Below are 26899 nucleotides of genomic sequence, written 5' to 3'. Positions count from 1 at the left end.
TTTTTCAACGAAAATGGTTTTTCATAGTTTCAAACATTCTAATAGTAATAAATGATAATCCGTTTATTTTAAACATATATATGCATTGTATTCGGGGTTCAAAAAGCATAGTGCTAATATTTGGGACTGAATGAAATAGGATACTTAAATGAAAAGTGCAATAAACCAAAGTATATTAAAGAATTGGAAAGGAACCAGATCGTTTTTGAAATTGAATTTAAAAATAGAAATATTATTTTTGAAACAAGTATATTACTTGGGAAGTGGGATCTTATGTTATCAATGTGCGTGTCGAAATGGAGGTTATATTAGCGATTCTGAACAGAGCGAGGAAGAGCCAACGAGCGGTTTTCAACGGAGTTGCAAAAGAGAACACCCATAGATGGGATATAATTAGTGCAGAGTTTTTCTATTATAACCGCCTTGTGTCCAGGCTACTACAAACTTCATTCTTTCTTGATGCACGCAAGTCTCCTTCCAAGGCATCGGATTTCCTCCAATGCTAAAGATTTCATAAGAGACATAATTCGTTCAAAAAGTTTGTAAAGGGTGCAATGAGTTAGTTTTGTAAACGATGAAACGAATCCGTACCATGTTTCCGGAGGTGTGAACACACTTGTTTTGCGGAGAATTGTCGGAATTCCGACAAGATCCAAGTAATTGTGGTCGGTTGGTCCATCACTGATCTTTGTAAAGAATTTGGGATCAGTCGAGTTACAGGTTACAAATACCTAAGTCAATATGAATTGTTTGGAATCGACGAGTTAAAGGGTAAACCAAGAATTCTCAAAGGTCATCCAAAGACTACAAAACAAAATATCGTACAACTAGTTGTCAGCGCTCGTGACAGGCATCCGAATTGGGGAGTGTGTAAATTTTTAGCTTCCTTAAAAGGTAAATTTCCAAAAGTAAAAAACTGGCCTTCCGCAGCACGGTTGGACGAATCCTGAAACGAAGAGGATTAACGACTAAGGTGAAGGTGAGAAGAAAGAAAATGGAGCCAGTCTATCATTTCTCTCACATTCTGAGTCCGAACGATGTCTGGTGCGCCGATTTCAAAGGTCACTTTACGGTAGGCGATGGAATGAGATGCACTCCATTGACGATCACAGATGCATACAGTCGATTTCTTTTAGGTTGCGAATAGTTTCCAAAGCAAATACAGAAAGCGTTATTACGGTTTTTACAAAGCTATTTACTGAATACGGAACCGGGTGCAATTCGGACCGATAACGGTTCTCCATTTGCTTCTCTCAGTCTTGCAGGCTTAACAAAACTTTCCGTTTGGCGGTTAAAAAGTTAGGAATAAGATTAGAGCGGATAGAACCAGGGAAGCCGCAACAGAATGGTCGTCATGAAAGGATGCACCGGACTTTAAAACAAGAGACAGCGTTACCGGTTAGATCTTCTCTTAAAGAACAACAAGAAGCATTTGATCGGTTCAGAATTGAATACAATTTAGAAAGACCGCATGAGGAGGCTTTGGAATATAAAACTCCTGAAAAGATCTATATGCCTTCAGAAAGAGTTTTTCCAATCAAAATTCCTGAAATAGCGTATGCTACCAATATAGTAGTTGAAACAGTCTTAGACGACGGGACTGCCAAATACGGTCCATATAGAATCTTCTTTGGCTCTCCATTGATCGGCGAACGGGTTGGTTTTGAAGAAATCTCAGAGCGTTTGTGTAAGATCTATTTTACGAATGCAGTTCTGGGTATGTTAGATTTATTTACAGGAAAAGTATTGAAATACGAAACGTCTGTGTACAACTACAACGAATCCGTGTAACCCATGTGTCCGGTCTAAAGTGTTACTGATGTGCCAGAACATACAATGAACAAATGCCCATAATGTGACATAAGATAGATTATGGGAAGTTGCTTATTTCCTCATTTAAAAATATACTTGAAACACTGAACGTTTCCTCAACTAAAAACCTACTCCAAATCTTAAAAGAATCAGATAGGTGCTTCTTGAAAGCTCAATCTTATTGTTTATAACGAAGATGTTTGAAAAGCCCTAGAATTTAATCTGGGGGACGACTAAGTAACGTGAATTCTGCGGTTGGAAATGAGAAAGAATTTTCTAAAAGTAGGAACTCCTGCAATTTTAGAATTGTTCGTAAAATCGTGATTTGTGGGTAGTTCCTACATTTTAAGAATAGATTTACAAAATTCAGATTCCAACTTGCTCCAGAAAAATAAATCATGAATTTTTACACCAAATGCACGTTATTTAGGAAAATTCTCCAAAAGCTCTTTATTTTTCAACTTCTGATTTTTAAGCATCTCATAGTTTTCAGTTTTAATTGTTTTGAAATTTTGGATAATTTTCATTTTTTCTTTCATAAATTCTTTAAGGGGTTCAACGAATAGCTCTTTACCATTCCAAGTAGCCTGTTCCCCCGCCTTAAGATCCACATCACTTTCGGAAGAAGAATGAACGGCAACCTCTCCTTCGTTTACAAAAACTCCGTCCGGAATATCGGAATCTTCGTTTTTAGGAGCCTTGGTTTTTTCTTCACTGACCACAAATTGAGTCCCACGAACCCCCGCAGTATAAGATGCGGAGTTCACTTCCAATTCTTCCTTTTTATTGGATTTTTGAACATTCGCAAATAGTTTACCGGAAATCAAAATAACCTTCGAAGTATTTTTAGAACTGTCGGAGAAGAGTTCAGAGATCTCAATTTTTGTAAACGGCGCGAGTCGTATCACGGAGTTTGCACCTAATTGCAAATCCGCTTTTCCTTCTCTGGTTTCTATTTTGGCTGTTTTCGTAAGAATAACGTTTTTCTTAAGCACTTCCGTTTTACCAGCCTGAAAATACTGGACCTTTCCGGTTACAAAAAGTGCAACTGCAACTTCTTCATCTGCAAAAACAACTTGAGGTAAAAGTATAAGGAAAAAACCGAACAGTAAAGCTTTGCAAAACATACCGAGAGAATTTACACAAATTCCTAAAAAAATCTACAATTAATTTCTCGGTTCCAATAAGCCGAAAAAGTTCAACTTTTACGGTTATTAATTCTTTTTTCAATCACCTGATTCAAAAGATCCGCGAGTTCCTGAAACTCGTCCCCTTTGCGAATTTTAATCTTCCTTGCTAATTCCTCACCCGCCGCTAGTTTTCTAAGTTGGTTTTTGATATTATAAATTGGACCGGCCATCTTGTGAGAATAGATTACAGTAAAAATAACGGTCATCCCTAAAAACAAACCGGATAACAATAGAATCCCGTTTACCTGAATCGTAAACATATCAAGTTTGTGATCGTAATCAGGAAGAAAAATTTCTCTTTCCACAAACTTTTCCCTTTCTACTCCGTTTTGAACTTCGAAACCTTTTTGATAAATTTTGATGGGGTCGCTCCTCAATCTAAAAACGACCCCCTTATCAAACTTCGTGTAGTTCAACCAATACAAAAAGCCCAAAGTTAGGACTAAGCCAAAAACAATGAGTAAGGAATAATTCAATAAAAATTTGAATTGAAAGTCCCGATCTACGATGTAGTTACTGAAAATTCTTTTTTTACCGGGGTCTTCTTGTGCCATCGCCATGTTAAGGTCCTCGAAGGCTAAATTTCCCGATTTATCGGCCGACTGTCAAAGAAAATTTACTTTTAGTAGAGTTGAATCACTTCGGAAACTAATTCTCTCTGAATGGAGATTTCCTTTTCAAGTGTTTGAACATACATAACGTTTTCATCCATGTCCACGATAACACCCTCGATTTCTTTTCCATCGATTAAAATGACTTTTTCCAATCTTTGAAAATCCGTTAGTAACTCTTGTTTACTTGAGTAGGACCGGTTTTTATCCCGAGGAATGTTTTCAATCGGCAACTTTTCAAGTTCAACCTCGAGACGACTTTTTTCGGAATCGCTCAAATGGCTCCGAACAAAACCCTTTTGGTTTACGAAAATTTCCTGGTTCGGTTCCAGAATCTGCTCACCTTCCGGCGCTGTTTGTTGAGATTCCGAACGAGCACTGATCGCAACACGCCCTTCTAAAACTTGTACTCGAGTTCCTTCTTTCGGAACGTTTTGAAAGCTAAAACTCGTTCCCCGAACCACCGCATTTATATTTTCGGAACGAACGACAAATTCTTCCTTCTTAAGATTTTTATGGATATGAGCCAACAACTCTCCCTTCTCCAAATCTATCCCAATCTTGTAATGTGTGGAAAGATCGATCACCCGAAAAGAAACTTCGGAATCGGAAAGAACTCTCACTACAATTCCGTCGGACACTTTTAAATTCAGAATAGCCTTGGAACCGGTGATCACCTTCTGACCTTCTTGGATTCTAACTCCGGGTTTTAAAAGAATCTTGTCCTTGGGATCAGAAGAAGTAAGATAAGCCTCCCCTTCCACCTGTGAAATTTCGACCCCGCCTCTTTCAACTCGGAGAGAGGACTGATCATTAAGAATAGAATAATATCCTAATGTAACTGCGAAAAGAAAAATCGCGGCTGATGAAAGTGCTAAAACAAGTTTATTTCTAGTAAAATTGGAAAAAGAAAATATTTTTGAGGAATCGGAACACGCACGCGTATAGAGAGACTCGAAATCCGATTCTTTGGGAGAATATTCTACCCAAGAATCGCTCAAGCCCTTGGCCAGCCATTCTACAGAAGGACTTAGATCGTTCTGTTTTCCTTGAAATAAAATTTCTTGAATCTTTTCTTCCCTTTTCATTCCCGATTCTTCCATTTTTATCTATACTCTTAATCAGGGTTTCAAATTCTTTTTTTCTGCAATTTCGGTCACTTTTGCGGTCGCTTTGACGATTAAACGAGAAACGGTAGAAACCGATATATTCATAATCTCTGCAATAGTCGCTAGACTGTAATCTTCCATAAACCGAAGAATCAAAGCATATTTTTCGTCCTCTTCGAGTTCATCCAAACAAATCAAAAGTCGTTCTTCCAAATCTTTAAGTTCGGCCTTTCTGACAAAAGAAAGTTTTTGTTCCTGAAAGTCCTCCATCTCGGAATTTCCGTTCTCTTTTACCGTGGAAAATTTCTGAGAGTAATTGATGGATCTGTTCCGAGCAATCGTATAAAGCAAACGAATCGCTTGTTCTCGATCTACATTCGAATCCGAATATTTCCTAAAAAAATTCAGGAACGTATCCTGCATCAGATCCATCGCGACCTCAGGATTTCCGGAACTATATTTATAGAGGAAATCAAAGATCCTTCCACTGTACTCTCGATAAAGAGCATCCATAAAATCTTTCCGGGAGGTCATTGGAACTAAGTTGAAAATAGGAAACCCAATTTCAAGTAAATTCCTTGGTCGCTTCTGTCTTCTATTATGAGTTAACAAAACGACTTCATTTTTTTTTCAGAATCGAGCTTTTTTTCGAAAGAAAGTTCGATTATTTTATTTGATTTAAATTTCAATCACAATCAAAAGTTTTGGAATAACGGCACAAATGCCCTACGAAACTTGTCCCAAAACCTTAAAAGAAACCAACACAATCATTTCATAAGTTCGTAATAGTGTGTGGAAATTCCCACAGATTGGTGATTTATGGATTTTCTAACGAATTTTATCGTTGGAACACTCTTGTAAGAGTTCCTACATCTGAGGTTTTGGGACAAGTTTTAAATCGAAAATTTACCTCTTTAAAGAAAACAATTCTTTCGATAGAATAAATAAGGATGCATCTCGAAAACCCCACAAGCTCCATTTCAAATAACATAATAAAACCAACACAACGCCGGCATTTTAGAAACGGATCCATTAAACTCGGTAAAACGTTTTCTTCATTCTCTATTTTAGGAACTTTATTATTTGTCGGAGTTTTTCTAGAACCCTCACATTCCATGTTTTCCCAAAACGCCTCACTGGGCGAATCCGCAACAAATCAACAAAAAAACAATGAACAAGCCGAAACCAAGCCGCTTCTCCGTGTTTTTCCTTCGTATCGAAAGGAAGAGTGTGATTGGGCGATTCGTTGGGACATTTGTCTCAATTGTCTAAAAATTGGAAGAAGGTACGCTCAAAAAATCCACTTTTACCCATCAAGACCATACCGGGAGCACGGATGTTATTCGGATGAAGAAGGATTTTTTACTTTTGGTACCGAATAATTTTAAATTTCGCATGGACGTAGCAAGTGGATTTTGGAAGAAAAATCAATCGGCCCATTTCTTCGTCCAAATCAACACTCCTCTTTTCGAAAGAATTCACATTATATTTTTTTAATGATGGGCAAATTTTAAAAAGAAAAGAACTTTAAAAAATCCGAATACCCTCCTTCAAAAAAAACGAAGTTGTTGAAAAAGTTCAGATGAACACACTGTTTCAATCGACCGTGAAACAGAAACAAATGGAGAATTAGTTTTTAGGTGCCTTTGATGAACATATTCAGATTTTTAGGAAAAGTTTCTTAAGGAATAAAAGAGAAAAAGTGGAGAAGAAAAAATCTTCTCCACTTTTTTAGAAAAATCTTATTTTTTACAAGCCTGGATTGCAGGTATACTTTTCGCGGACTTAAGACAAGTAAGATCAAATTTTCCCGACATACATTCTTTTTGTAATACGGGTACTAAAGTCGCTTTCATAGTCGCAATGTTCGCAGCATCTTCCGGTTTTTGTCCCGCAGTCAGGTTAGTCAACATTTCGTCCACGATCGGGGCACATTCTTCAGCCGAATATTTCGAACCAGGACACGCTACGGTCAACGAAAGAACAGTAAGAGCACCTAGGGAAATCATGAGAGCTTTTTTCATCTAATATTCCTCTTTTGAGTATTGGGGACCACTTTAGTCCGATCTTGTTCCCTGAAAAGTGATTTTTTGGAGGAGTGAATGGTTATTCCATAATGTACAACCCCCTTTTCTCCCTTAAATTTTAATACTTTGGTGCGGGAATCATAGTGATACTTACCCGCGTTGATCGAAACTTCAAATCCGTTTTTATAATGTATTTCCGGGATAAAAATCTCCGTTTCCGGCAATACATCTCCTTCTTGTCGAAAGGAATATTTGAATAAGGACCTTTCCATATCGAAAGACAAAGCCACAGGCAATCCTTTCGTTCGAATCGGATACGGACGACTAAACGCCCGCACCGCCCTACCTCCATCTTCGTTATACGAAGTAGGTGTGTCCTCGGAATAGATTGATAAATCCTCTTCGTTCCATCTATCCCCCAAACTGTGAGTATGATCAGGAGTATAGTTCCATAACGCAAGATGAACGAAATTTTTTTCCACGGCTTTCATCACTCGATCAAGAGCTTGTTCCAATATTCTGTAATCCTTTTTGTGATATGCAACACTGTGGTTGATGTCCATAGGGATTCCGGTTTCTCCTATTACTGTGGGACAATTGCCCATTTTTTTTTCGGACATTTCCCGGATCATTCGAATCGTTTCCTCATAAGCCCTATCTACATTCTCTTTTCCGAATACAGGTTTTTGTTTGAATACGTGAACCCCGAACCAAGGAAAATAACGTTTGAGCATCAACACGGATATATCGTACCAGTGGGTCGCATTGACTACGGAGCCGTAATTTTTCTTAGGGATTTCCTTCCATTCCAGCTCTAGTTTCGAAGGATCACTTTCCACAAAGATATGAAAACGACTTTCGGCCCTTTGTACCGCTTCCTTGAACTTTTTAATAAAAGGATGCATAAAATCGGAATAGAATTCGTATTTTTTTCCGTTCCTCTTATAGAAATACTCCGGCTTTAACATCATCGGTGCGCCGTTCGGATCGTAGTCCCAGACCCTGTGATCTCTCCAAACACATTGATATCCCCGTTTCCAAAGAGAAACTCCCCCGTCATTCAATCGCACTTTACCCCAAGGGAAACTCCAGAATCCGAGCATATAAGCTTGTTCCGTAGAAACAGTGCGCCCTTCGGAAAGATACATCTCCTTGAACGGAGAAGTTTTGATCACTTTTCCGAATCCAAACCCTTCGAACTCTCCCAAGTTCCTTTTACCGATCCATCCTGGAGAAGGTTCATTCAAGGTATCAAATCCTATCACATTTTTATACTTTTTAAGTTTGCGCACTATCTTGAGTACGGAATCGATGTAGTGATCTTGTAAAAAATCCTGTGCATTCTTTCCATCAATCTTAGTGTTCGGTGCAAACTCTTTTCCTCCAAAAAATAAAGAGAACATCGTCCCGCAAACGTATTTTTGATAATTGAGAGGCCAGGACATTCTTCTATAATGCCTTCCTTGGTGATGATGGACAATTGCCGTTTCCGAACCTTGAATTTTGGAAATGTCCATTCCTATCTCTTCCAAAGTCCAACCGGGGGCACCGTCTCCTCCCGTAAACCGAGACCACACATCCTGGTGCGGATCGATAAAAAGATAAAACCCTTTTTGGCCGGCAAGCGAAACCATTCTTTCTACGTAGTCTATGTATTCGGTATCGTATTTTCCGGGACCTTTGTGTTCAATCGCTTCCCACGTTATGAGAAACCGTAAGAAATTGAATCCCCATTTTCTCAATCTATCGAAATGTTCTGAAGCCTGCTTCTCTTCCAGAGGTCTTCCAACAAAAGATACGTTTCTATGATTCAAGAACGTGAGGGTTTGATCAAAATGTGTGGTTCCGTCTGGTTTGGAGGGAAGTTTCGCAGAGCCGGAAAGATTAACTCCGCGTAGTTGATAGATCGTTCCGTCTTTACTTGCGAAGTGCCCGTTTTTAACGAATAATTCTTCCATAATATCCTTAAGTTAACAATTCAACGTTGTCCTCTACGGATCCGCCCGCCATTCAACTTCTGTTCTTTGAACTCAGCGTGTCGTTCTCATAGATCGCTTCACATTCCAAATTGAATTCTTGCGTCCTCGTATCCTCGACCGATCAAATAATCGGCTTGGACTTGAGAAAAATTTAGAATACTTCCGAATCCAAGAGAGGTTCTAGGACCAATCGTTCTTATCTTCAGTTCGGGCTGAGTCGCACTCGGAATGGATAAGAGAGAAGTGAACTTGGATTTTTTCCCTTGTCTCTTTTTTTTTCCGAAGCTTAAATTGGACATCACAGTTTGGTACGAACCAATAAGAGATAATTCGAACGCTCTCTCCAAACCTTCCCTTCTTGTCTTCGGTAACCCCATATCGACTCCTCCGACAGGAGAAAGTAACACTACTACGATGTCGGTCGCCCCTCGTTCCACAGCGGGAAGAATCGGAGTGTTTGCCATCACTCCTCCGTCCCAATGAGGTCTTCCATCCACGTATTGCCAAGGAAAGAACATGGGAATCGCCGAAGAAGCCATAACGTGTTCTATATCAATTTCCTTGTTTCTAAAAAACACGAGTTCCGCAGTGAGAATATTGACCGCGGTAATGATAATTTCGGTCGGATTCTTTCTAAGTTTACGAAAATCCAAGTAAGAATAAAGTAAGTTCTTGAGAGGCGTCGTATCAGTTAAAGGAGAATAACTTTTTACGAAGATATCTACTATATCGTTCCAGATAGAATAGCGCATCACTTTTTTGGCTTCGATGGATTTCCAAAGTTTCGTTATCTCGGCAGCATTCATTCCACAACCCATCGCGGTCGCGGTGATTGCTCCTACGGAAGTACCACAGATGATATCCGGTTTGAATTGAATCTCCTCCAGATAACGAAGAACCCCCGCTTGGTAAGCACCTCGGGCTCCTCCTCCGGATAGAATAAGGGCACGCTTCATTCTACCTGAATCTCAAGGGGGTGGAAAAAAGAGAAGAATTTTCGGTTTGTTCAAAGAAACTCGATGGGAAAGATTTCTCAAAAGAGGAAACCTCCTGAGCGACTGCATCGTTTCATCGACATCCATCTGCCGAGAGCGGAAGCCCAAGAATGACCAGTTCTCGAAACTCAGAAAGGTCAGCGGTCTGATTGGATTGCAATGCCCCGATTACGGCTGTATTGCAAGTAAAACCCGGGCTATTGCTCAGCCACCTCACAGGTCAATTGTTTGTAACAACTATCATTCACTAGACCACCTCCTTTTCGTGTGGCTGCAAAATATTTTGTCTCATGAAAATGTCAAGAACAGACTGATTTTTTTGAATCAATTTTCAAACTAAAAGCATTCTTCTCTTAAGAGCCCGTCTATCAAATCCTATCAAACGTCAATAGAAGCGATGCGTCGAGTGTAACAAAAATGTAGGAGCTATTACAATTTTGAATGACAGCAAAAAACCGACAATGCGACGGTTTCCGTAGGAGCTCTCACATTCAGAGGATTGTTGGTAAAGCGTCGCGCGCGCTCACAGAAGATAGTTTTGGGACAGGCTCTCAGTGTAAAGTGGAAGTAACTCTATGCCACGTTTTAAGTGATTTCGGATTTTCGAAAGACCTGTTCGTCGTGCCATATGGAGTTCCTACAATTTTAGAGTGATACACTGTTCAGCACAAACAACTACTAAAATAAACATGAATATCTAAATCATTTCACTAATTCCGGAAGAACAGGTTCAAGAAACCGTTTTTACCTTGGAAATCAACACCAAAGCAATTACATTAAATCCCATCGCCAGATATCCCGCCACCTCGTAATTCTGGTAGGGAGCAGTTGGACTTGCGGTAACAAGAATACCTCCTCCAATCGTAGCCCCGAGTCCGGAAGCGAGATTTTGCAAAGCCGAGATCACCGTCATAAAACGCCCTCGATCACTCGGTTCTGTCGCGGATGTTATCAAGGCCAAAGCAGGGATCCACCTTCCCGATACGACTACCATAAAAACGGTCGTGAGAATCAGAACATTCACAAGCGAAGTTTGTCCGAGGTTTGTCATGATAAAGATCGGAATGCAAGATAAGGGAACCAGAATATAGAATACTTTGTGTTTTCCGATTTTATCCGAAACGATTCCGATCATTCTGGAAGAAAAGAACGTAACAAGGCCACCGAAGAAATAAATCCAAGGAATATCATCCTTAAGGATCCCCACATTTCTTTCCATATAAGGCGCGATAAACGGAATTACAGTAAAGCCGCCGAGAATCACAAACATAATAAGCATATAAGAAGCTATGTACTTTCTATAAGTAAGAATCCGAACAAAATTCCAGATCGGATCGACTTCCGCGGATTGAAACGGAGGAATATTCGGAAGATGATAATTCATCAGAACCAAAATCGGTAGACTCAAAAGGACAATCCCGGCAAAAGACATATTCCACCCGTAGTATTCCGCCACTTTAAGTCCCAAGGGAATTCCAATCACAGAAGCAACGGAAAAAGCTCCCATGATCGCACCGGTCGCTCTCCCCCTTCGATCCATTACAATCACATCCCCCACAATTGCAAAGACGACGGAACTTAAAATTCCTCCGAATGCACCGGAAATAATCCTAGCAATCAAAAGAAAAAAGTACGAATCCGCGATTGCACAAAAAGTGGTTCCTGCAATAAAACCGGCGTATAAAAAAATCGCCGCGGATTTTCGATCGAAACGATCGATAAAAAATGCACCTACGATTCCGGCAATAAACGCACTGTAGGTATATGCAGAAATGAGAAAGGAAAATTCTCTCGGATTGATATGAAACGCCTCCTGAAAATAAGTTCCCAAAGGCATCATAATTACAAAATCGAGAATATGGGTGAATTGAACGGCTGCCAATAGAAAGACCAGCATCGTTTCGGATTTGACGTGAATGTTGCGGACAGAACGGGAAGACATGGGATCATTTTGCAAAATGTGGGTTTTTCTGTAGATAGAAAAACTTGAAAAATGGATTGAAGACTTTATTTCTTTTTTAAAGAATTCCTTATGAAAGGTAAATTTATTTCCGCACTTTCTTCGGTCAAATCGGGTCAAAGGGTTTTCATTCACAGCGTTGCCGCCGCACCCGCACTTCTCATCGATGCTTTGGCCGCTCGCGCAAACGAACTGTCCAATGTGGAAATCATTCACCTTCATACCGAAGGGAAAGCCCCTTATGCAGAACCGGGTATGGAAGGAAAATTCTTTACAAACGCGCTTTTTGTCGCGGCCAATACTCGTAAGGCCATCGAGGAAGGGAGAGGAGATTATATTCCAATTTTCTTAAGTGAATGTCCTTCTCTGTTTCGAAACGGAATTCTTCCTTTAGACGTCGCACTCATACAAGTTTCTCCTCCCGACCGACACGGCTTTTGTTCTCTGGGAGTTTCGGTAGATATCAGTAAGGCCGCGGTGGAAACCGCAAAAATCGTAATCGCCCAGATAAACAAAAACATGCCGCGCACTCACGGAGATGGAATCATCCATATCCGTCGCATTCATTCCTTTGTGGAAGGGAACCTTCCCCTGCACGAACACGTTTCCGAAAAACCTTCCGACGTGGAACTTAAGATCGGTAAAAACGTAGCCTCCCTGGTGGAGGACGGAGCGACCTTGCAAATGGGAATCGGCGCTATTCCTAATGCAGTTCTAACTTGTCTGTCTTCTCATAAGAACTTGGGAATCCATACCGAGATGTTTTCGGACGGTGTGATGGAGCTTGTTCAAAAAGGAATCATTAACGGCATTCACAAGAAAAAACATCCCGGCAAAATAGTTTCCGGTTTTGTGATGGGAACCACCAAACTGTACGACTTTATAGACGACAATCCGGAAGTTGCGATGCTCGACATCGGTTATATCAACGATCCTCACGTAATTCGTCAAAATCCGAAAGTAACAGCGATCAATTCCGCCATTGAAGTGGACCTAACGGGACAAGTCTGCGCGGATACGATCGGAACCAAACAGTATTCCGGCGTTGGCGGTCAAATGGATTTTATTCGAGGAGCTTCGCTTTCCGAAAGGGGAAAACCGATCATCGCACTTCCTTCTACCACATCCAAAGGAGAATCCAGAATCGTTTCCATATTAAAACCGGGAGCGAACGTAGTTACAACTCGGGCACATGTTCATTACATCGTTACCGAATACGGAATCGCAAATCTTTACGGGAAAAATTTAAAACAAAGAGCGAAGGCGCTGATCGAAATTGCACATCCCGATCATGGGGAAAAACTTGAAAAAGACGCTCTAGATCGATTTAAATTTTTTTAATACGATATTAGGTTTCTTTGGTCCGGATGGACCTGCAAGAACTGAAAAGCGTCCTTTGCAAATGAAACGATCGGGAATTACGATAAGACAAGAAGATTGAAAAAGAATACCGTAATAAGTTCGTTTCAAAAATAGAGCTGTTGAAAAATTCCATAGTTCAGAGGAACGAAACTGCCTCGATCGACCGTTTTCATAAAACAGAAACGGACGGAGAATTAATTTTTCAACAACTCTAATTAGAATTCTTCTTCAAAAAATCCGACAATCCGGATTCAGTACAATTTTATGAGGACTTCTAATATCTTTGCAAAATCGCCTGCCAATTTTTGGTACCATTTTTATCCGGCCGAGTAATAAGGATAACGTGAGTTCTACGGTTGAAAATGAGAAAAAATTTTCTAATACTCATCTCTACATAATAGAGTGTCTAAAATTCTTCATCAAACGCGGGATTTATGCTCAAATTAACGGTACTCTGTTTTATAGGGATCAGTAGTAGGAATTCTTACAATTTTAGAATTGTTCGTAAAATCATGATTGTGGTAGTTTCCACGTTTTAAGAATAGATTTACAAAGTTCGGATTCCGACTTGTTTTTAGAAAAATGAATCATGGATCCTTACGCCGAACTCACGTTAAGATAAGTTTCAATCATGGAATCGTTTGACGAAAGGAGCTTTTTCTTTTTAGTTTGATTTTAAAACCCGGTTGCAATGAAATTCGAGAAAAATAAAGTCTATGAAGGAATTTTTCTTTCGGACGTTCATTACCTTCTGAACAAGAAGATAAAATCCCACAAACACAAGGAACTATTTCAGTTTCTGGATTATTTAAAGAAGAAAAACGTTCGTTTCAAGAATATTTATCTCGTGGGAGATATCATAGAAAATTGGTTCTTCAGCGCCGTACGCAAACTCAAAAAAAGTAAGAAAAGATTCAACAAACTCTTCGACAGATTAGATTCCTTATCCGCGTTAGACGGTAACAAAATCTACATCGTGGGAAATCACGATTCTACTTCCTACCTTATGAATCTCCCCCCAAAAATCGAAAGATATCTTCGAGAAAGAAATTGGAAGATTTGTAAAAAAATCGAAAATGAAACGTTGATCGCGGTTCACGGACACCAGGGACAATACAATCGTTTCACTTGGATAGGTTCGATTTTTATATTACGTTTTCTACATATGATTGCCCTATTCCTTCCGAATCTGTTCCGCTTCTCGGAAGCCTTCTATCAAAAACATTTAAATCGACAAGATCCCGCCACTACCGAAGAAATTTTTAAATACTACGAACGTCTTTCCAGAATCACACATCAAAACGACAAGGTTCTTATTTCCGGGCACACACATGATTTTCTCTGCATTCCTCATTTAAAAATCATTAATACGGGCGACTGGGTAAAGAGCAATAGTTTCGTGCTACAAGACGACTTCCGTTTTATCGGAGCCAAAATGAATAAACGCGGTGAATTCTCGAAAGAATTTATCTACAAACATCAGTAAGAATCCTTTCCTTCGGTAAAATATTTCTTGCGGAACGTTTTTAAAAAGTGCAGAATTGCTGGATGCAAATTCCCGACTATTCTACTATCCTGCAGTTTATTTCGGAAAATCCTTGGTCTTCTTCGTTTTATGCGATCGGAATTTACACTCTTATAGCACTTCTGCACGACATCTTTCAGCGAAGGCACACGATCAAACATAATTTCCCTCTTGTGGGAAGACTCCGTTATCTTTTTGAAACGATTGGTCCCGAACTGCGTCAGTACTGGGTTGCTAATGATAAAGAAGAGATGCCTTTTAGTAGAGCGGAACGTTCTTGGGTTTACGCGACCGCAAAAAAACAAAACAACAACTTCGGTTTCGGAACCACTGAACTTCTGTACGAAGCCGGTTATCCGATCATCAAACACAGTGCGTTTCCGTTTCCCGAATCCAAAGTAAAACATCTCAAAAATGATACTTCTATGATTCCCTGCCTCAAGGTCATCGGAGAATTTCACAACCGCAAAAAACCATTTCGTCCTCCGTCCGTGGTGAATATTTCCGCGATGTCGTACGGATCTCTCGGTAAAAACGCGGTCTCCGCCCTCAACAAGGGAGCGATGATGGCACACTGTTATCAAAATACGGGAGAAGGTGGAATCAGCCCCTATCACAAGTTAGGCGGGGATATCGTTTGGCAAATCGGAACCGGATATTTCGGGACAAGAGACGAAAAAGGAAATTTCTCCCTGAACTTGTTCGGTCAAAAAATTCAAGAAAATCCTCAAGTAAGGATGATAGAAATCAAACTTTCCCAAGGTGCCAAACCCGGCAAGGGAGGAATTCTTCCCGGAAAAAAAGTAACCCAACAAATCGCGAGCATCCGGGGAGTTCCCTTAGGACAAGATTGTGTTTCACCTAACGCACATTCCGAGTTCGGAACGGTAAACGAACTGATCGACTTTATAGAAAGACTTCATTCCGCAAGCGGACTTCCGGTCGGAATCAAAAGTGCGATCGGTGAAATCCATTTTTGGAACGAACTCGCGGAAAGAATGAAACAAACCGGTAAGGGTCCGGACTTTATCACGATCGACGGAGGAGAAGGTGGAACAGGAGCGGCTCCGTTAGCCTTTGCGGATCACGTTTCTCTTCCTTTCAAGGTCGGGTTTGCGAGAGTCTATCAAGTTTTTCAGAAAGAAAAACTTTCCGAAAGAATGGCTTGGATCGGAAGCGGTAAATTAGGATTTCCTGATAGAGCTATCGTAGCATTCGCGATGGGTTGCGACCTCATCAACATAGCCAGGGAAGCGATGATGTCCATCGGTTGTATCCAAGCCCAACGTTGTCATACGGATCACTGCCCCACGGGAATCGCAACTCAAAACCGTTGGTTACAAGCCGGTCTCGACATCGAACTCAAAGCGGAACGGAACGCGAACTATATCAAAGGACTTCGAAGGGAAGTTCTTTCGGTGACACACGCCGCCGGATATGAACACCCGCTTCAATTCAGAGGAAGCGACATTGAAATCAGCGCGGGACTGAACATTTTCAAAACCCTTGAAACGATCTTAGGCTATGAAAGGGATTACGTTCATTTTACGAAAATGTTGGATTACACTGATCATACTTACTTGGAGGAATACATGCAAGGAAAGTCCTCCGAATGATCTCAATTTTTTGGATCTAAATTTAGATTATTCTAATTTTATAATAATTAACATGAATTCGATATAAGGTTCTGTCCCAGTTTTGGGACAGAACCTTGCAGCTTGATCTTTCTGACAAAGCAGAAAACGAAAGCGCGTTCGCTCCGCTGGTTTTGGGACGTGCTGTAAGAAAGTTTGGGCGAATAAGAAACTAAAGTGTTACGACTCCCTATGGTCGTCGCAACTCGCAAACTTCATAACTAAAATGACTCGCGAGTGTATTTGAGCTTTAGAGTCCGTTTCAAAACCCGAAGAAAAATATCTCTAAACGATCCGGCAAGTTTCTAAAAAGCGTGGGAGCTCCCACAGAAATCGTCGTATTGACGGTTTTTTCTGTCGTTTAAAATTGTAATAGCTCCTACATTCTAGTTCACTTAGAAATAGCGAAATTTCTCAATACAGAATCGATTCAAAATACGGTTAGTTTGTCAAAAGTGATTGAATTATTCAGGATTTATTTTTATTTGGCTAAGATTTTTCAAAATTAATTTTAGGACTTGTCTCAAAGCCTCAGATGTAGGAATTCTTACGAGAGTTTTCCAACGATAAAATCCGTTAGAAAATCCATAAATCACCAATCTACGGGAATTTCTACGCTCTATTACGAGTTTATGAAATGATTGTGCTGATTTCTTTTAAAGTTTTGGGACAAGTTCTTAAGGAAAATAAAATGGAAACTGAAAAAAATACGAATTTAGAAAAACAAGATTCTTTGAACGTGGAAGTAGTGGGCAAACTAACTTGTACAGTAAACTTAGACGGTTTACCGAGTAATTGGTCGGTTGAAGTGATTAGTTTTACCCCAGTGATTCCTTCAGGAAACAACGGTTGGTACGCTATCAATAATGGTCCCACTCCCCCTTATACACTTCAAGCCGACGGTCAGCTGGTTTCCTGTATTTTGAGTTCTACTAACGTTACGGATAGCGGAGAGGGACCCTATGGGGTTTATGTGTTCCAGGTGACAAACGAGAAAGGATATACGAGCGACGGTACGTTACAACTTGGTTCTAGCCAATGGGGTGCAGTCCAAAGACCGGATCAAATATATCTGACTTTCGATTTTTTAAACGATTCGAACCCGGCACAAACGATTTTAATGCCGGTGCCTACTCTGTTGACTCCGGATCCATTTTCTCTCGGTTTTGGAGAGGACGACGGCGGTGAAGACGTCATTATGGTCGGCGCCTCCAACCAGACGGTCACAACATTGGTCGTGGCTCAAATTATCCAAGGACTGATAACTGTGCACACGACGTTGCTAAGTTGGATATGGAGAAACATATAAACGCCTCTCGGATTCTTTTCCTCTTGCCACGTAAGTTTTTAGAAAAAAACCTGTGTGAAAATCAATGCACAAGTTTTCCTTTTCTTTTATGAACGTAATCGAAGAAGCCGGGGAAGTTTTAATAAAACCGGTTTCCTTTTTTAAGGATCTTTCCAAGGCTCCTGAAGAATCCTTGATCTCCTTATATCTTCGTTGTTTAATTTACATGAGTTTTTTATACGCGGTCGCAGTAATCAGCACGACCTTACTTGCTCCGAATGGATTTCCCAGTCCGTCCTTGATTTTTTTATTTTTCGAAATGCCAACGGCGTATTTGCTCGCAAGTTTTCTTATTTTTCCTATTTTAGGTTTTCTTTATATGTTTTTCTCCTGGATCTGCGGGGGAAATACCGGTTGGAAAAAAAACCTCAGAGCCGGCACCGCTATTTTAAGCGTATTTTGGGCGATACTATTTTTACAAAGTTTCGGCGGTTTGATTCACATTTATCTGGGAATGTGGATCGGAATCGCTTTTACCGCATACGTTCCGTTTTTATCCTTTCTTGCTTTGACTTCTTATCTAAAAGCTCCCGTAAAAAGGACCGCGATTGTACTTTCCCTATTTATGATCGTACTTTTGTATCTTCAATACTCAAGAATGAATTCATACATGAAAGATCATAAAATCATCGAGAACGTGAATTCCCAAAAATCCACTACGATAGAAAAAGAAAAACAAGAAGAACGGGAAACGATGGAGATTATCCGAAAGGCAATGGAAAAAGCAAAAGCCGAAGAATAAAGGTAACCGTGGTTTTCAAAACTTTCGACATTTTCGTCAAATTTGCGTCGAAAATTCTTATAATTTACCGTAAGGGAACCTCTATAAAATCAAAAAACAACAGGATGTTATAAAGAATTCCTATGCAAAACCACTATTTACGACATTCGAGAATTCTAAAATCTATTTTATAAAGGTTCCCTCAAAGTAAAGGGGGCATTGGAAGCCAATTCCCCATGTCTTAAAGGTATAACGTTCCGCTCGTTTACTTCGTCTATTATAGTACAGAAAAAATGAATTTAATCATAAGCGTTTTCAAGACCGGTCTCGGGGGCACGTCCCGGGAATCTCCTATACATGAAAAGCCCCCGTAAAAAACTGGCTTATCAGCTATACTTGAGGGTTTTTCTATGAAACGCACCGAACTGGAAAGAAGAGAAAGAGACCTCCGCAAGGCAGAAAAAAAGGTTCAACTTCAAGAAAAGAGGCTCGCCTCTGGAAAAGGAAATAGCGTAGGAGTTTATATCGACGAATTGTCGGCACTCTTTCGCTACGACGCAACGGAAATTTTCAATACCGGAGATGACATCGCGATCTTGGAACTTTTAGAAGACATTCAGGCAAATCTTCCCGCAAAACAATGGGAAAACGTTCTTCGCAAAGCGATCAAAAAGACCGGAGTTCAAGAAAAAGAAAAAGCCTACAACGAACTCAAAGAATTGATGAACGAAGAAGAGGCTGAAGAAGAAATCGGGGCTTAAAGCCCGATTTCTTCGGACTCACATCTTGACTTTGTCACTGTACTTTCTTGGAAAATTCCTCATCAACTTTTTTTATATTTATAATATTACACGAGAAGATATCCACAACCGAGTCTTACAAGATTCCTTTACGAGGAAGTAAATGTATTTCGTCCGGATAAACGGTATCCGGTAAGATAGAAAGTGTTGCGAGCCATTTCCCGAAATCGTCAACCGGAATCATATCCTCCTGCTCGAATCCTTCTCTACCTCTCCAAATTTCCGTATATACCGCTCCTGGATAAACCGTGATAACTCGAATTCCTTCCGACTTCAGCTCTTCCCGTAGAGCTTTTGCAAAACCTGCAATAGCATGTCGACTCGCACAATAAGCCGTAGAATTCGAAAAACCCTGGTATCCCGCAGTCGAAGAAAGATAACACAAAAATGAACCCGGTTTTAGAAGAGGAAGTATTTCTTTTGTAAGCAAAAAAAGGGAATTCAGATTGAGAACAAAATGTGCATTCCATTCTTCTAATGCGATTTGCCCTACGGGCTTGAATAAGCCGCTTCCAAAAGTAAAATAAACTCCTGTTAAGGAAAAAGCCCTTTTTTTTAAGGCCGTAACGAATTCAAGCACCTCCGATTGTCTGGAAAGATTACACTGAAAGTTTTTTCCAGACTCGAAGTCATCGTTTGATTTCCAAACTTCTCCCGTCCTCGAAACTCCGATCGCGGATTGATTCAATAGATTCAGATTTTCTAATACGGACTTTCCAATTCCTGAACCGGCTCCGGCAACGAGTATAAGATCGTTTTCTTTCTCTGAAGACAAAATCAATTTTCTCTATTACAAAAATGTAGCCGGATAAACCGGGAATTCCGCAACATACACTTCTTGACGATCAGACTCCGAAGTATTATTTTCCATAGGGAAATTCTTTTTTCCTTCCGGATTAGACAAATTTCTAGAAGCTACCATATATTTGAGTATAAAATCGGTCGCTTCCAAGTTTCGATTTGCTTGAACTGTATCCTTTCCCCATACTGTAATCCCGTGTTTTTCAATGATGCAGAACGGAACAACAGGTTTGTATTCTTTCAAATAACTTTCAAGACAGTCTGAAATATCCTGTATATTCGGAAAATTATAGATCACTGGAACATAAACCTTAGGGTTTTCTTCCCAGATTCCGTACACTTTTAGAATTTCAATCGCGGGAAGTTCCAAAAGAGTGACCGGTCGATGCTGGGAAGTGTTGGTACGAATCAGATTGGATTCCAGAGTATGGACATGTAACCCACAACCAATATCATCTAATGCGCAGTAGATGGCTCTATGGATCGAAGTTTCGGCGCTAGGTTTGAGCCCTTTCTCTACCTTGGTATTTTTCGAAGGGGAAAGTCGGCCCGATTTCAAATCGACGTATAGAAAATTACGTTTGTTTAATGTGTTCTTATCGAGACCGCTTCCGCTCACCCAGAAGCCGGATTCACCTAAAATTCGGACGGAAAGATTACCGGCGGTTCCCGGCATCCATCCGTTTTTATGGTAGGTAGCCCCCAATATAGAGAGTTTCTCCAGTTGTTTTTTGACGGACATATCAGTCCAGGGAATTGGTTTCTTCTACGTAGTTCGGCACCCAACCGCTCATATCCTGAAAGTAACGAACCGCTTTGATTCTTTTTTTATCGTCCAAATAAAACCAATGATTCGTGTTTCTTGGAACGGAGATAAAATCGTCCTTTACGACATGAACGAGAAACTTCTCGCCTTTTAATACAAAACCGAAAACGCCGGAACCGTCCACGATATATCTCACCTCTTCGTCGGTGTGATAGTGAACTCGGTCGAACTTAGCAAGCATGTCATTTAATCCCGAAACGTTCGGATGTAATACGATCAGATCTCTGGATTGATAACCTTCTTTTTCTTTGAGAGTTTCAAAACGATCATCCAGTTTTTTTAAAAGTTCCTCTTTTTCGACATCAGCAAGTATTTCCTTATCCGTTAAATCCGCTGCGTTATACGGCACCTTCCAATGATCGTAATCAATTCCTCTTTCTTTAAGAAAGGATTTTACTTCGCTCGTTCCCTCGATCGGTGCCAAACCTTTTTGTCGTACTATCGTTGCCATAAAAATCTCCGCAGCTTGTATTATCTACTCACCCTTTCCACGTAAGTGAGATCCCGCAGGTCTATTTTAATTACATCTCCCTGCTTTACGAATATCGGAACGTTGATTTCTCCTCCGGTTTCCACGGTGACTCTTTTTTGAGCCGTACCGGACGTGTCTCCTTTAAGACCTTCTTCGGCGTACGTCACTTCAAGAATGGAAAAGTTCGGAGGAATCACTCCGATCGGTTTTCCTTCGTAGAAAGTAACTTCCATCGGAGTTTCCTCTTTTAAAAAAGGAAGAATATCTTCCACATATTCTTTAGACACCGGCATTTGTTCAAAATCGTTGGAGTCCATGAAGATGATATCGTTTCCTTCGGTGTAGCAGATGGTCATATTTCGTTTTTCTAATTCGACACTCTCCAATTTTTCCGCCGCTTTGAAAGTACGCTCAATCGAACTGTTTTTGGTAAGATTCTTTAGCTTCGTTCTGATAAAAGCCGAACCTTTACCCGGGTTTACGAATTCGGTTTTAACGACCGAGTAAAGATCCCCTTCTACTTTGAGAACCATACCTTTTTTTACTTCTGTGATACCAAGAGTCATGGATTGTCCTAGGAATAATTTGCCCCTTTCTATTTCTTTTGAAACGGGCCCCCTGTCAAGAAAAAGACACCCAGAACGGCGACCCGTAGGGAGCCGTTCTGTTGAGTTCTTCGAACGGCCTGAATGCCGGTCGATCCATAAAGAGGTATTCGGCTTGAGTTAACCCGATCCGTAGAGAGCGTTTCATTGAATTCAAGAAGTGAGCAATAGAAACATGAAAAGAACGCTGTAATAAGTTTGTTTCAAAATTTAGAATGTTAGATCTTCTTCAAAAAAACCAACAATTCTGGATTCGGCTCAATTTTGTGAGCGCTTCTATATCTTTGCAAAAACCGTCCGTTAATTTTTGGTACTATTTTCACGCGTCCGAGTAGTAAGTGCCTCATTCTCTCCATGTATCTTGAACATAAGACAGTTCCGAGCGTTATGTTACGACAACAACAATGTATGAATTTGTAATAATTCAATCTTGAATTGTAATGGACTTTTTTTATACGGGAAGTAGTATCCCGGACAACTTTTCATAGGAACGTAAAAATAAGCGTATGAAATTTAAGTTTATGATTCTTACCGCAATCGTCGGCACACTTGTCGGAAATTGTAAGCCAAAAGAAACGATCACGGTCACCGGTTCGGAAACAATGCACGTAATGCTTCAAATGATCGGTTTGGAATATTCGCGTAAGAAATCGGAATTTCAAGTCATAGTTCACGGCGGAGGATCGATCGAAGGAATCGAAAAATTATTTCAAGACAAAACGGACATTGCCGCAGCCAGCAGGCCTCTTACAGAAGCGGAGCTCAAGGAATTCAATTCCAAAGGTAAGTTCGAATCACTTGTGGTCGCCTATGACGGAATTGCAATTATTGTTCATCCATCTAATCCGGTTCGTAGAATCAGCTTGGAAGAGGCTTCTAAAATTTTTGCGGGAGAAATCACGGACTGGTCCAAGGTCGGGGGAAAGTCCGAAAAGATAGACGTATTGATTCGAAACGACAAATCCGGAACCGCGGCCTACTTTGAAACTCACGTTCTCAAACAAAAAGATTTAGGGATTAAAAACTTCGAGGCAAGAAAGAATTCGGTATATTCCAAAACCGCTAAAATCGTAACGGACAATGACGCGATGACTGCAGCGATCGATTCCAACCCGAATACGATCGGATTTATGGGAATGGGAAGCGCTCTTTTTGAAAACAAAGACAAAGTGCGTGCTTTAGAATATTCTCTTTCTGGAAAAGGTCCTTTCGTGATTCCTAACATCGAAAATGTGTATAACAGAAAGTATAAACTTTCCAGAGGACTCTATCTATTTTATCTTTCCGATCACGGACAAAAGATAGACAATTTCATCACATATGTTACAAGCGAAGAAGGACAGAAGGTGGTTCTCAAAAGCGGATATTTAAGAGGAACTCTTCCAACCGTAGAAGTTGAAGTCAAAAGATAGGTGAACAAAAAAATCTATTCGCTAATTCTCATTACAAAATATGGAAACACCTTCGAATTCTAGTGATTAAACACCTGATTTCTTATTAACGCTACTGATCCCTACAAAATAGAATACCGCTATTTGAGCACAAATCCCGCGTTTAAACGCAGAATTTTGAACACTCTATTATGTAAAGATGAGTAAAGCCTGACCCTTGATATATAATTGACTCCCCGAGCTATGATAGGAGGATTTTAGTAGAACCAAATCCGGAGTCGATTTTTTATGCCCAGTTCCACTTTTTATCCATCTCCATCCGATTTAGAAACTTCTTCGGAGTGGTTACGTTGGAAATGGCAGATTCAAAATAGAATCAAAACACAAACGCAGTTATCCGAATATCTCAAACTTACTGAAAAAGAAACCCTCTCCTTCGAAGCCTGTTCCGAGTTTTTCGAATTTTCCGTTACACCCTATTATTTAAATCTTGCGGATACAAAAGATCCGAATTGTCCGATCCGGCTTCAGATTGTTCCACATCAGGAGGAATTGACCCGAAACGGTTTTGAAAGACAAGATCCTCTTGCGGAAGAAGCTCACATGCCTGTGAAAGGAGTTACACACAGATATCCGGATCGAGCACTTTGGTATCTATCGCATGTATGCGCGGTTTATTGCAGATTCTGCACCCGCAAAAGAAAGGTCAGTAAATCCTTACATACACCCGGTAAAGAAGAATGGGATCAGGCTCTGATTTATTTTCGATCACATAAAGAAATCAAGGAAGTGATTCTTTCCGGAGGAGATCCTCTTAATCTTTCCGATGAAAAACTGGATTATCTTCTGGGAGAATTAAAATCCATTTCGCATATCAATCAAGTGAGAATCCATTCCAGATATCCGGTTACACTTCCGATGAGAATCGATTCTTCGTTATGCTCCGTTTTTAAAAAACATTTCCCAATCTATTTAGTCACCCATTTCAATCATCCGAAAGAGATCACCCCTCTCGTTCGGGAAAGAATTTCCCTTTTGATCCAAGAAGGGAATGTGATAGTTTTAAATCAAAGCGTCCTTTTAAAGGGAATCAACGATTCAGCCGAAACGTTAAAAAAGCTCTTCTATGGATTAACCGCCATCGGAATCAAACCTTATTATCTGCATCAGTGCGACGAGGTTTGGGGAAGCGGAGATTTTCGAGTCGAAATTGAAAGAGGGGTAGAGATTATGAAACAGATTCGAGGAAGGATTTCCGGTTTATCGGTTCCGTTATACGTAGTGGATTTAACCGGAGGTGGAGGTAAGGTCCCACTTCCAACTTTTTATCTGGCGGGAAAAACGGATCGTTCTTACATCTTTCGAAATTATCAGGATGAACTTTATGAAATCAGTTATTAAATTCGAGAATAGTCCTATTATTTGGAAACTTTTTCCCAAAATCGTTCTATGCCTGGCATTCGGATTTCTTACCGTCTGCAAAACCCCGGAAAGTAAAAGAGCGGCGTCTTCAATCGAAACTCCGAGGTATCTTAGACTCAACTATGACGTGGTTTATGACACTTCCGAAGGGGTCACGCTTTACGAATCCGGTAGATTATTTGCGAGGGGACTGTTTTACGATTTTACGATCCATACTTCAGCGAGCAAATTCGAAAGGATCAAAGCTTCCTCTTATACGGAAGACAACCAGATCGATTTTAAACATATCCTGACTACCGAGGAATTAAATTCGCTTAAAAACAAACAATACCAATATTTTTCCATGCCAAACGACTCAAGGGCCAGCGTTTTAACCGGAATTCATAACGGAAATTGTTATATTCGCTGGGAATGGCAAAAAGAATCCTTTATTTTCGTCTTTGAAACGGATGTCAAAAACGATTCCGGAGAAAATCCGACTTCGCTTGGAAAAGAATTCCATGAAAATATTCGCAAAGGACTAAGAATTTTTTAGTCTTCTTGACCAATTCTGTACAAATCCATATCCTATCCTTTGCAAGGATCTGGTATGTGGTTGAAACTGGGAGATTCTGAAATCATCAACCTGGATTATATATCCACGATCAAGAAAAACCCCTCTTCTAATTCGATCGAGATCATCTACAACGATCTGAATCATATCAAATCTCTACCGTTTCGGAATTCGGAAGAAAGAGATCGGGCCTATGACGCGATTCTCGAGAATCTTTCGAGGATGAAATTATTTTTTGAATAAGAGAGGGAAGATGGAGTCGATCAAACAAAATCTGCAAACCGTGTTTTCTCTAAAACCCTTCGAGATTCTTTTTTACGGATCCAGACAAAGGGGAGATTTTCGGGATTCATCTGATTTTAATTTTTTTCTCCTAGCTGATCCGAGTGATCAGTTGAAGAGCACTTTTCTGAGAGAAATCAATGCCGTCCTAAGCCCCCTGGAAGAAATCGCTCCCGTCCAATTAGTCACCGCGGATATCGATTCTTTTTTCGCAAGACTTCGCGTTTTCGAACCTTCTGCCGTTCATATTTGTGAGTTAGGCGAACTCTTTTACGGAAAGGAATCTTTTCCTTCCTTAACAAGGGAATGGGCAAAACTCAAAGGTCTTACCATAGACTCTGTCGCCGCCGGGAAACATTTAAAAAAAAGATATCGCTTTTACAAAAGTATCTCTTCGAGAAACACTAAAGAAGAGATCATGAGAATGGAAAGACTCGTGGCTCTTTACCTTCAAAGTTGGATTTTTCACGAAATTGAAGACATTAGTTGGATTGAAGTTGTTCACTCGGATATTCCCGCAAGACTAATCGCGATGGTGCGCGGACTCTACCGCAAAGAAGCGACGGAAAATATTTTGGAAATTTTGAATTTATATGAAGAAATCCTAAAATTAAAAACGGAAATTCGCAACCACCAAAATTCTTTTCCCGCGGAAAAGTTTCAGGCTCTTAAAGAGACGATCCGTTTCGAAGAAAAAGAAATTAAAGTTCTCAAGTTGAATTATTAGGATCATGATATAACGTCTTCGTTTTAGAATCAAAGATTCGCCGAAACCCACAGACAAACGGATTGATTGAAAACAAATTTTTACGATCGAATCAAGACGAACGTTAGTAAAACGTAACGAACGATCCGCAAAGTGAATACGATACTCACGAACAACCATAGCCTCTGTCTCAAAAACCCGGCAAGAATGGTAATCGGATCTCCGATGACAGGTAAAAAGGACAACAACAAAATCGGCCAACCGATCGTGTTCATCTTTTGATAGAGATTTCGAAACGTTGGAGAAGATTCCAACTTTTTACGAACGAATACTTCCGAACCGCGACCGAGGAAATAGTTAACCATACAAGCAGTACAATTCCCGAACGAAGCCCAAAGAACCGCTTCCAACGGAGAAAGTCCCGAAACAATCGCAAGAGTTAAGGCCGCCTCGGAACTAAACGGAAGAATCGTCGCCGCAACAAAGGAAACAATCACAAGTCCAACGCCACCATACATTGGAATCAATTTAGAAAGAATTTCCCAAAAGTTCTGTTCCACTGCTACTCCTCTTCCGTTAAAACTGCAAAATTTTCGGCCGTTTCCGTCGAAACCGCTTCGACTCCATCTTCAACAAGTTTGAATATAACCTTTTGTGCATCTTTGGGACACGCTGTAAGAAAAACCAGAAATTACCGACAAACAAAAAGCACAATGTAAGAGAGATTTCAGACCGTCTTTCTGTGAATTGTATAGATCTCATGTACAC

26 protein-coding genes and 2 pseudogenes are annotated in these 26899 nt (G+C 40.3%); 13 read left to right on the top strand and 15 right to left on the bottom strand.

Features of this window, described 5'->3' with window-relative positions:
- The first annotated feature begins 650 nt into the window (after positions 1–650).
- Positions 651–1791, top strand: a pseudogene (locus CLV95_RS20085) (integrase core domain-containing protein).
- Between the two features lie 443 nt (positions 1792–2234).
- Here CLV95_RS20085 and CLV95_RS11080 read toward each other — a convergent pair.
- The 4 genes from CLV95_RS11080 to CLV95_RS11065 all read right to left on the bottom strand — a co-directional run bounded on the left by CLV95_RS11080 (position 2235) and on the right by CLV95_RS11065 (position 5235).
- Entirely contained in the window at positions 2235–2939 is a 705-nt protein-coding gene (locus CLV95_RS11080; RefSeq protein WP_002733394.1) for a FecR family protein, read from the bottom strand.
- 71 nt (positions 2940–3010) lie between these two features.
- Positions 3011–3562, bottom strand: a complete 552-nt coding sequence (locus CLV95_RS11075) for a hypothetical protein (protein ID WP_002733467.1) — start codon at positions 3560–3562, stop codon at positions 3011–3013.
- Positions 3563–3624: 62 nt separating this feature from the next.
- Positions 3625–4716 (bottom strand): FecR family protein, encoded by a 1092-nt coding sequence (locus CLV95_RS11070; protein WP_002733513.1) that lies wholly within the window; start codon positions 4714–4716, stop codon positions 3625–3627.
- Between the two features lie 18 nt (positions 4717–4734).
- On the bottom strand, positions 4735–5235 hold the full coding sequence (locus CLV95_RS11065; protein ID WP_002733436.1) for an RNA polymerase sigma factor: 501 nt from the start codon (positions 5233–5235) through the stop codon (positions 4735–4737).
- Positions 5236–5672: 437 nt separating this feature from the next.
- Here CLV95_RS11065 and CLV95_RS11060 point away from each other — a divergent pair, with 437 nt between their 5' ends.
- Complete coding sequence (locus CLV95_RS11060; protein ID WP_002733351.1) at positions 5673–6104, top strand: hypothetical protein; 432 nt, start codon at positions 5673–5675, stop codon at positions 6102–6104.
- Between the two features lie 360 nt (positions 6105–6464).
- Here the strand turns inward: CLV95_RS11060 and CLV95_RS11055 are convergent, their stop codons facing one another.
- From CLV95_RS11055 to CLV95_RS11040, 5 genes and pseudogenes are all read right to left on the bottom strand, one after another.
- Positions 6465–6746 carry a TIGR04454 family lipoprotein gene (locus tag CLV95_RS11055; protein WP_002725372.1) on the bottom strand — a complete coding sequence of 94 codons (282 nt, stop codon included), beginning with the start codon at positions 6744–6746 and terminating at the stop codon, positions 6465–6467.
- Positions 6743–8707, bottom strand: a complete 1965-nt coding sequence (locus tag CLV95_RS11050) for a glycoside hydrolase family 5 protein (RefSeq protein WP_002725322.1) — start codon at positions 8705–8707, stop codon at positions 6743–6745. Before CLV95_RS11050 ends, CLV95_RS11055 begins: the two co-directional genes overlap by 4 nt.
- Positions 8708–8805: 98 nt before the next feature.
- The gene (locus tag CLV95_RS11045; protein ID WP_002725364.1) at positions 8806–9684 is read right to left on the bottom strand and encodes a patatin-like phospholipase family protein; all 879 of its coding nucleotides are present in this window, start codon (positions 9682–9684) and stop codon (positions 8806–8808) included.
- Between the two features lie 12 nt (positions 9685–9696).
- A pseudogene (locus CLV95_RS19080) lies at positions 9697–9883 on the bottom strand (hypothetical protein).
- A gap of 570 nt (positions 9884–10453) precedes the next feature.
- Positions 10454–11665, bottom strand: coding sequence for an MFS transporter (locus tag CLV95_RS11040; protein ID WP_032850930.1), 1212 nt, complete (start codon positions 11663–11665; stop codon positions 10454–10456).
- A 90-nt stretch (positions 11666–11755) separates the two neighbouring features.
- Between CLV95_RS11040 and CLV95_RS11035 the strand changes: the two genes are divergently transcribed.
- The 6 genes from CLV95_RS11035 to CLV95_RS11005 all read left to right on the top strand — a co-directional run bounded on the left by CLV95_RS11035 (position 11756) and on the right by CLV95_RS11005 (position 19034).
- Positions 11756–13024: an acetyl-CoA hydrolase/transferase family protein gene (locus tag CLV95_RS11035; protein WP_002733382.1), complete on the top strand. Its 1269-nt coding sequence runs from the start codon at positions 11756–11758 to the stop codon at positions 13022–13024.
- Positions 13025–13736: 712 nt separating this feature from the next.
- A complete protein-coding gene (locus CLV95_RS11025; RefSeq protein WP_002733462.1) occupies positions 13737–14531 on the top strand; it encodes a UDP-2,3-diacylglucosamine diphosphatase in 795 nt (264 codons plus the stop codon).
- A 62-nt stretch (positions 14532–14593) separates the two neighbouring features.
- The gene (locus CLV95_RS11020) at positions 14594–16186 is read left to right on the top strand and encodes an FMN-binding glutamate synthase family protein (protein WP_002733357.1); all 1593 of its coding nucleotides are present in this window, start codon (positions 14594–14596) and stop codon (positions 16184–16186) included.
- A 655-nt stretch (positions 16187–16841) separates the two neighbouring features.
- Entirely contained in the window at positions 16842–17513 is a 672-nt protein-coding gene (locus tag CLV95_RS11015) for a hypothetical protein (RefSeq protein WP_002725354.1), read from the top strand.
- Positions 17514–17577: 64 nt separating this feature from the next.
- Positions 17578–18294 (top strand): Yip1 family protein, encoded by a 717-nt coding sequence (locus CLV95_RS11010; protein ID WP_002725368.1) that lies wholly within the window; start codon positions 17578–17580, stop codon positions 18292–18294.
- Between the two features lie 389 nt (positions 18295–18683).
- Positions 18684–19034, top strand: coding sequence for an LB_289 family protein (locus CLV95_RS11005; RefSeq protein WP_002725328.1), 351 nt, complete (start codon positions 18684–18686; stop codon positions 19032–19034).
- A 115-nt stretch (positions 19035–19149) separates the two neighbouring features.
- On the opposite strand, the gene CLV95_RS11000 is transcribed toward CLV95_RS11005, so the two are convergent.
- The 5 genes from CLV95_RS11000 to CLV95_RS19645 are packed head-to-tail and all read right to left on the bottom strand — an operon-like array spanning position 19150 to position 21925.
- Positions 19150–19848, bottom strand: coding sequence for an SDR family oxidoreductase (locus tag CLV95_RS11000; RefSeq protein WP_002733359.1), 699 nt, complete (start codon positions 19846–19848; stop codon positions 19150–19152).
- A gap of 15 nt (positions 19849–19863) precedes the next feature.
- Positions 19864–20616 carry a methylthioribulose 1-phosphate dehydratase gene (gene mtnB, locus CLV95_RS10995; RefSeq protein WP_002733446.1) on the bottom strand — a complete coding sequence of 251 codons (753 nt, stop codon included), beginning with the start codon at positions 20614–20616 and terminating at the stop codon, positions 19864–19866.
- A 1-nt stretch (position 20617) separates the two neighbouring features.
- Positions 20618–21151 (bottom strand): 1,2-dihydroxy-3-keto-5-methylthiopentene dioxygenase, encoded by a 534-nt coding sequence (locus CLV95_RS10990; protein WP_002725379.1) that lies wholly within the window; start codon positions 21149–21151, stop codon positions 20618–20620.
- A gap of 20 nt (positions 21152–21171) precedes the next feature.
- Positions 21172–21738 (bottom strand): elongation factor P, encoded by a 567-nt coding sequence (efp, locus tag CLV95_RS10985; RefSeq protein WP_002733336.1) that lies wholly within the window; start codon positions 21736–21738, stop codon positions 21172–21174.
- A 55-nt stretch (positions 21739–21793) separates the two neighbouring features.
- On the bottom strand, positions 21794–21925 hold the full coding sequence (locus CLV95_RS19645; RefSeq protein ID WP_268914595.1) for a hypothetical protein: 132 nt from the start codon (positions 21923–21925) through the stop codon (positions 21794–21796).
- A 358-nt stretch (positions 21926–22283) separates the two neighbouring features.
- Between CLV95_RS19645 and CLV95_RS10980 the strand changes: the two genes are divergently transcribed.
- The 5 genes from CLV95_RS10980 to CLV95_RS10960 all read left to right on the top strand — a co-directional run bounded on the left by CLV95_RS10980 (position 22284) and on the right by CLV95_RS10960 (position 26152).
- Positions 22284–23189 (top strand): phosphate ABC transporter substrate-binding protein, encoded by a 906-nt coding sequence (locus CLV95_RS10980; protein WP_016749240.1) that lies wholly within the window; start codon positions 22284–22286, stop codon positions 23187–23189.
- Between the two features lie 267 nt (positions 23190–23456).
- Positions 23457–24569: a KamA family radical SAM protein gene (locus tag CLV95_RS10975; protein ID WP_002725332.1), complete on the top strand. Its 1113-nt coding sequence runs from the start codon at positions 23457–23459 to the stop codon at positions 24567–24569.
- Positions 24553–25125, top strand: coding sequence for a hypothetical protein (locus tag CLV95_RS10970; protein WP_002725338.1), 573 nt, complete (start codon positions 24553–24555; stop codon positions 25123–25125). Before CLV95_RS10975 ends, CLV95_RS10970 begins: the two co-directional genes overlap by 17 nt.
- Before the next feature lie 54 nt (positions 25126–25179).
- The gene (locus tag CLV95_RS10965) at positions 25180–25386 is read left to right on the top strand and encodes a hypothetical protein (RefSeq protein ID WP_002725390.1); all 207 of its coding nucleotides are present in this window, start codon (positions 25180–25182) and stop codon (positions 25384–25386) included.
- A gap of 10 nt (positions 25387–25396) precedes the next feature.
- On the top strand, positions 25397–26152 hold the full coding sequence (locus CLV95_RS10960; RefSeq protein ID WP_032850932.1) for a hypothetical protein: 756 nt from the start codon (positions 25397–25399) through the stop codon (positions 26150–26152).
- Between the two features lie 80 nt (positions 26153–26232).
- On the opposite strand, the gene CLV95_RS10955 is transcribed toward CLV95_RS10960, so the two are convergent.
- Entirely contained in the window at positions 26233–26691 is a 459-nt protein-coding gene (locus CLV95_RS10955; protein WP_002733499.1) for a YqaA family protein, read from the bottom strand.
- Positions 26692–26899 lie beyond the last annotated feature (208 nt).

The sequence above is a fragment of the Leptospira borgpetersenii serovar Javanica genome (assembly GCF_003046425.1).
Classification (GTDB): domain Bacteria; phylum Spirochaetota; class Leptospiria; order Leptospirales; family Leptospiraceae; genus Leptospira; species Leptospira borgpetersenii.
This window is presented reverse-complemented; position numbering and strand designations above follow the sequence as displayed.